5 protein-coding genes are annotated in these 7,041 nt (G+C 47.0%); 3 read left to right on the plus strand and 2 right to left on the minus strand.

Annotated elements, in window-relative coordinates:
* The coding region (locus tag AB7D94_RS15560) for a hypothetical protein (protein WP_420266902.1) at positions 1-182 on the plus strand (182 nt) is incomplete at its 5' end.
* An 87-nt stretch (positions 183-269) separates the two neighbouring features.
* On the opposite strand, the gene speE is transcribed toward AB7D94_RS15560, so the two are convergent.
* The gene (gene speE / locus AB7D94_RS15565; protein ID WP_420266904.1) at positions 270-1,103 is read right to left on the minus strand and encodes a polyamine aminopropyltransferase; all 834 of its coding nucleotides are present in this window, start codon (positions 1,101-1,103) and stop codon (positions 270-272) included.
* A gap of 33 nt (positions 1,104-1,136) precedes the next feature.
* Positions 1,137-2,321, minus strand: coding sequence for a type III PLP-dependent enzyme (locus AB7D94_RS15570; protein WP_420266905.1), 1,185 nt, complete (start codon positions 2,319-2,321; stop codon positions 1,137-1,139).
* 148 nt (positions 2,322-2,469) lie between these two features.
* Between AB7D94_RS15570 and AB7D94_RS15575 the strand changes: the two genes are divergently transcribed.
* Entirely contained in the window at positions 2,470-4,449 is a 1,980-nt protein-coding gene (locus AB7D94_RS15575) for a PAS domain S-box protein (RefSeq protein WP_420266907.1), read from the plus strand.
* A gap of 115 nt (positions 4,450-4,564) precedes the next feature.
* Positions 4,565-6,826, plus strand: coding sequence for a PAS domain-containing protein (locus AB7D94_RS15580; protein ID WP_420266908.1), 2,262 nt, complete (start codon positions 4,565-4,567; stop codon positions 6,824-6,826).
* The last annotated feature ends 215 nt before the right edge of the window (positions 6,827-7,041 follow it).

The raw sequence follows: 7,041 nt of genomic DNA on the forward strand, positions 1-7,041 counted from the left end.
CATGGGCGGGGGCGAAGATTGACTCTATTCATGTATGTTTCGCTGGAATGACAGACAAGGCAGAACAAAACGAACACCTGAATTTGTCTTTTCGTTCTCTTTTCTTGTCATTCCCGTCTCTTTTTCTGTCATTCCAGCGGAAGCTGGAATCCAGGAAACCATATTTTGGACTGAAGGCATAGGCAAATTTTTCTAATGCGATTGCCTTGGGGCGGCAGTTCAAACCTCACAAACTAATGAAACCAGTGCCGGTTACGGGCTGAAGCCCATTACCACTTCAACTGTCTTTTTATTAATTTGTCGTAGAATTTCCTTGTCAGAAAACACTGCGCGTGGATTTCGTCGTCGTAGTATTTTGTCTCTATCTCAAAGGGTTGTCGGCATTCTCTGGGATTCAGTTTCAGCGAACCCACCGCGAAGGCCCACCAATTTCCCGGATATGTCGCTATGGTTGCCGTGTATAGGTCAACTACCGGAAATGTTCCCTTCAGCTTTTCCTGCATCTCTATCACTATGTCCTTGTGCAGGTGCAACGATTCTGTATGCGTTACGAACATCCCGTTTTCTGTCATCGAGTTTCTCACCGCGTCAAAAAATTCCTTCGTAAACAGCGTCCTCGCAAATCCAATCACGTCCGTAGAATCCACTATCACTATGTCTATGCCAGTGGCGCTCTTTACAAACTCAGCGCCGTCCATTACCTTTATCTCAACACGCGGGTCGTCAACCGACTGCGCCACCTCAGGGAAGAATTGCTTCGATACACGTATAACGCTCTCGTCAATCTCCACAAAATAGACCTTCTCCACCGTCTTGTGCCTTAAGACCTCCCTGACTATGCCGCCATCACCACCACCTATAACAATAACCCTCTTAGGACACGGGTGGGCGTGCATCACCACATGGGTCAACATCTCGTGGTAAAAAAACTCGTCCAGTGCGGTAATCTGCACTATGCCGTCAAGGAGGAGCATCCTGCCAAAGAAACGGTTCTCTATTACCGCTATGTCCTGAAATTTGCTCTTCTCTCTATGCAGTATGCCCTCCACCTCATAAGAGTGCTTTATCGGCGAGAACGGTTCCTCTTCAAGAAATTTAAACATCGCGGCCTCCTTATATTTTTAATAAATATATTGTTAAACTATCAGCGTCTCAGGGATTGAACAGCCGTTAAACTCGGACGCGTACGAAATAGTATACGCCCCGCCAGAGAGGATGAGAACTATATCGCCCACCTCCGGTTCGTGCAGTTGCACGTTTTTATCTATCACGTCAAAGCTGTCACAGCTTGGGCCGGCCAGCGTCCAGCTATCTCTCATGCCGCCAGCGCCGCGCGTCTCGGTTACATATGTATATTTTATCCCGCCTATGCTCTCCATCAGCCCGTTAAACACCCCTACGTCAATATAAAGCCATCTCCCATCAAGCCGCTCCGCCTTTCCCGTTACGCGCGATACCATTATGCCCGCGTCGCCTACGACGGCACGCCCAGGCTCTAAATGGACGGTTATGCCCCCGCCTCCAAGATCCCCGGCATTATAGAAGCGCTCCCTGATGAGCCTGTTGATGTGCCTTTCAATGGCCTCTATGCTTAACACGCTCTTCGTGTATTTAATCGGGTAGCCGCCGCCAATGTTTATGAGGGAGATGATTATGCCAGCGTCCCGCGCCATGTCAGAAAGCAGCCGCGCCTTGTCAAGGGCGATGTTCCAGTTGTAGATGTTATTGCACTGGGAACCGACATGAAAGGTAATCCCCAGTGGATTAAGTCCCTTTTCTTTTGCCCTCGTCAGCAGCGTCAGGGCGTCTTCTATCTCGACGCCGAATTTCTTACTCAGCGGCCACTCGCTCCCTTCGTTGGGTATAGCAAGGCGCACATAGAGATTTGAGCCGGGGGCGTGCTGGGACATTTTTTCTATCTCCGTGAGGGAATCATAGGAAAAATACCTGACGCCGTAGGCATACGCCGCCTTGATAAAGTCAACTGTCTTGACAGGATTGCTTGATATAATCCTCCCGGGGTCAACCCCAAGGGCTGACAGCACGTTGAGTTCCCCAAAGTTGGATATCTCAAAACCCACATCCAACCCCGCTAACAACCTCAGGACCTCAACCGATGGATTTGCCTTAACGGCATAGAAAACCCTGCAACCGGCAATTCCCCTGCCGATTGTGGCAACGTTGCGCCTAATCCTGTCGCCGTCCATGAGCAAAACAGGCGTTTTCAGCTCAACCGTGTCTACATAGTTTAGAACCTTTAGCAAGGTTGACTTCTCGACCAGTTTCGCTGTGGCCGCGTCTATCTTAAACGATTTTACCATTTGCCTCCAGAAAGATGTTATTATAGCAGAACGCGGGCAATTCTTCCCAATTATTATGATTGATAATCGGAGCTGTTCGCATTTGAGCCGTTATGGTTTAAGATAATATCGTCATTTGACGATAAATTAACGTGGGAGCGCGTTAGATTTGGAGCGATTGAAGGGGTCTTCTATCAAGAGGCTGTCTCCTTGGGATGAGCGTTTCGTCCTGAGCAGGTGCTGTGTCCTTCCGGTTTTGATATGGGCGGGGATTGTTGCCGCTTCTCTTGTCTGGAATTTATCTTTGGTAAAACGCCAGACATTCGCCATAGTGGAAGGGCAGGCCCGCGTCATGTTTGAATTAATAGAGACGACGCGCTTGTGGAATTCCCGCCATGGCGGCGTATATGTACCTGTTACAGAGACTACTCCTCCGAATCCATACCTTGATGTGCCGGACAGAGAAATCACAAACAAAGACGGCAAGATATTCACGCTTGTTAACCCTGCCTACATGACTCGCCAGATAGGAGAGTTAGCGAAGGAACGCGGCAGCATGTTACTGCACATCACCAGCCTCAACCTGATAAGGCCGGAAAACGCCCCTGATGAGTGGGAGACAAGGGCGTTGAAGGAATTTGAAAAGACAAAAAGCAGGGAAGTCTTCGATTTGATTGAAACAAATACTGGGGGGGCGTTCAGATATATGTCCGCGCTTTCAATCAACGAATCGTGCCTGCCATGCCACGCCATGCAAGGTTATAAGGCAGGGGACATATGCGGTGGCATCAGCATTACGCTGAAAGCCGAACCTGTAACTAAATCACTTCACGAGCAGTGGAAAGTAATTGCCGCCATGCACATAGCCGTGTTTATAGTTGTAGCCGGGCTGATGCTCTATACCATGTCACGCCGGAGAAAGATTGATGAGATACGGCGCGAATCGGAGGTTACACTGCGCACCATCACCCAGTCGGTAAACGAGGCGATTATATCAACCAACGCCAATGGAGACATTATACTGTGGAACAAGGCGGCAGAGGCAATATTCGGCTATACTGAGAATGAAATACTGGGCAAGAATGTCACTGTCCTGATGCCGGAGCACTATAGGGCCGGGCACACAAGCGGGTTAAACAGATTCCTCGCAGAGGGTAAAGCCAGTGTCATTGGAAAACTTTTGGAACTGCACGGTTTAAGAAAGAACACCACCCAGTTTCCTGTTGAGGTATTGATATCAAACTGGACGACAAAGGATGGGACATTCTTCACGGGCATTATAAGAGACATCACTAATCGTAAAAAGTTGGAGGCGGATGTCATTGATAAGAAGAGACAGCTTGAGACCATTGCCCATGACCTTGAGATAAGGGTTGCCGATGGTATTAAAAGACACAAAAAACAGGAACAGCTAATCATTCAGCAGTCAAAAATGGCGGCGATGGGCGAGATGATAGGCGCAATCGCGCACCAGTGGAGGCAGCCGTTAAACGCGGTCGGGGTCTTAATCCAGGACCTGCAGGACGCCCAGGGCTTTGGGGAACTTGACAAGGCCTACATGGACGAATCGGTTCAAAAGGCGATGGAACAGATTCAATTCATGTCAAAGACTATTGATGACTTCAGGACGTTTTTCAGACCGTCAAAAGAGAAACTACCATTTAATCTAAAGCTGTCCTTTGACGAGATATGGTCAATAATCTCCGCGCAGTTAAAAAACCACTTCATAGATTATAAGGTAGTATGCGGCCACGAGGCTGGCAGTGATGTACCGTGTGAAGGGATGACGGTACTTGGGTACCCGAATGAATTTAAACATGTTATTATCAACATAATAAATAACGCCAAAGACGCAATTTTAGAACGTATAGAAAGAGGGGAATTGGCCGTTGACGCCGGGGAAATCATAATGGATGTCTCTAAGAATGACAGCGTGATAATAATAAAAATAATAGACAACGGCGGAGGTATCCCCCCTAAGATAAAAGAGAAGATATTTGAGCCTTATTTTTCGACAAAAGGAGACGCAAAAGGAACGGGAATCGGGCTATACATGTCAAAGATTATAATAGAACACAATATGGATGGAAGGCTCTACTGCCAAAATATAGAAAACGGCACAATGTTTGTTATAGAACTGACTAAGTGAGCGGCAAAAGGAGAACCATAAACGGCGCAGTTTTATTTATTCACTTAATAGTTTAGATTTGTTATAGTATATCAGTCCCCCATGCTTGTCGGGGAGCGTCATTAAAGGCGGAGGCGTGACGATTACCAATAGTATATATATATTATCTATCGGGATGCAGGTGTTGGTAGGGCTTTACGCCCTGTCCCTGATTCGCCTGACAGGCCGAAAGACGGCGTGGATATTAATCTCTGCCGCAATGCTTCTGATGGCCGGCCGCCGTGTAGTGTTGTTTTATTGCGTCTTATCCACTGGCGCACATATTAGCCTTGATGTTTCGGAGTTAATTGCCTTTGCTGTCTCCTGCCTTATGCTGCTGGGTGTTCATTTTATAAAGCAATATTTTCTTGCGATTAACGCAGATGATGCTAAGCGCAAACAGGCGGAGACTGCGTTGCTTGCGAACGAGGCGCGCTATCGGTCTTATACCGGCTTGACGGAGCAAATTGGATGGATTTGGATTACTAATGCCGAAGGATCTGTTGAAGAGGACATACCTTCATTGAGGAGATTTAACGGTCAGACATATGAAGAGGCCAAAGGGTTTGGATGGATAAATGCACTTCATCCTGATGACGTTGAGCGTACAGCGCAGGCATGGAATAAGGCTGTGGCCTCAAAAAGCTTCTATGAGACCGAATACCGCATGCGCAGGCATGACGGAGTTTATAGGGACTTCATGGCACGCGGTTTCCCTCAGCTTAGAGAAGACGGAAGTATTCAGGAATGGGTCGGGACTTGTATAGACATCACCGAACGCATGCAGGCGGAACAAGAGCTCCGTTTAGTTAAGCAGCGCCTTGAATTAGCGACCAGGTCAGCTAATCTTGGGATATGGGACTGGGACGTTACCAATAACATAATGACATGGGATGACCAGATGCTTGACCTCTATGGTCTTACATGGGAAACATTTCCGGGGGGTGTGGAGGCATGGCAGAATGGCCTGCACCCTGATGAACGCGACAAGGTCATTGAAGAGTGCGGTGCTGTTCTAAGAGGCGAGAAGGAGTGGGATACGGAATTTCGGGTGCTGCAGCCCAACGGGACAGTAAAGCACATAAAGGCCAATGGCATGGTGATTCGCAATTCTGAGGGAGCCCCTATCCGTATGCTTGGAACAAACTATGATATTACCGGGCGCAAGCTTAGAGAGCAACAGGAGCGGTACCGCAGCCATACCATGCTAACCACACTTATTGACAATGTGCCGGATCTCGCCTGGATCAAGGATAAGGAAGGCCGGTTTATTATGGCCAATGAGGCATTAAGTCTGGCCTTTAAGATACCTGTCAATGAAGTGATTGGGAGAACAGATTTCGATATCATGCCCAGGGAGTTGGCCGAGAAATATCGCACTGACGACCAATTCATTATGGCGGACGGTCTGAGAAGGTGTATAGAAGAGCCGGTCATAGATGCGGAGGGACGAACGCATATCGTAGAGACCATCAAGACGCCGATGAAGAATGACAATGGTGTGGTCATCGGCACGGTAGGCATCGCCCACGACATAACCGAACGCAAACAGCTTGAAGATGAGTTGGAACAATTAAATACAAATCTTGAAGAGATGGTAATATCTGAAATGCAAAAAAGACGAGCTCAGGAGCAACTGCTTGTCCAACAATCTAAGATGGCCGCAATGGGCGAAATGATTGCTATAATCGCACACCAATGGAGGCAGCCTCTGAATGCCATAGCCTTAACCGTACAGGATATGAAAGAGGCTTATAACTACGGGGAGCTTAACGAGGAGTATATAAATAATTCCGTCAATACAACGATGGAACAACTAAACTTTATGTCAAAAACAATAGATGATTTCAGAAACTTTTTCAAACCGTCAAAGGAAAGGATACGCTTCGATGTAAAAACCGCCATAGAAGAGCTGCTCTCAATGTTTGGACAAATATTTAAGAAAAACGATGTGGATATTTCTATAAAAAGCCAGCAAGATACACTGCTATCCACAGAGGGTTACCCCAATGAGTTTAAACAGGTGATGCTCAACCTCCTGAATAACGCCAGAGACGCTATTACTTCAAAAAGAGAAACGGACAATACAATTCGGGGGCTGATAGAAATAACAATCGGCAACAATGAAGAAAGAGATAAGGTAATAATTTCGATAAAAGACAACGGTGGTGGAATTCCCGATGATGTAATAGGGAAAGTCTTTGAACCCTATTTCACAACTAAAGGAGCTGAGGGCACAGGGATTGGGCTTTACATGTCAAAGACTATAATTGAGACGAATATGGGCGGAAAGCTCTACTGCGAGAATATCGGAAACGGCGCAATGTTTGTCATAGAACTAAGTGAGCAGCACAACTAAACGAGCAGCACATTGAGAGTTAACCGCGTTATTCCATTTCTGGATCATACGTATAATAATATATTTTATCTCACTTTACGACAAAAAATTGTCACCACCTTTCTTGTCTTGTCGTCATTCCGGCTTGTCTGGAATCTTATTCGGCTTGAGGATGTGCAGAGACAGATTCCGGACAACAGACTGTGTCACAATAGTAAAGCAGCCCCCCCCCCTTT

The sequence above is a fragment of the Candidatus Magnetominusculus dajiuhuensis genome (assembly GCF_046044395.1).
GTDB classification, from domain to species: Bacteria; Nitrospirota; Thermodesulfovibrionia; order Thermodesulfovibrionales; family Magnetobacteriaceae; genus Magnetominusculus; species Magnetominusculus dajiuhuensis.

Coding starts and splice junctions, on each gene's coding strand:
- speE (WP_420266904.1), bottom strand. CDS start 1,103: ATGTTTAAATTTCTTGAAGAGGAACCGTTCTCGCCGATAAAGCACTCT.
- AB7D94_RS15570 (WP_420266905.1), bottom strand. CDS start 2,321: ATGGTAAAATCGTTTAAGATAGACGCGGCCACAGCGAAACTGGTCGAG.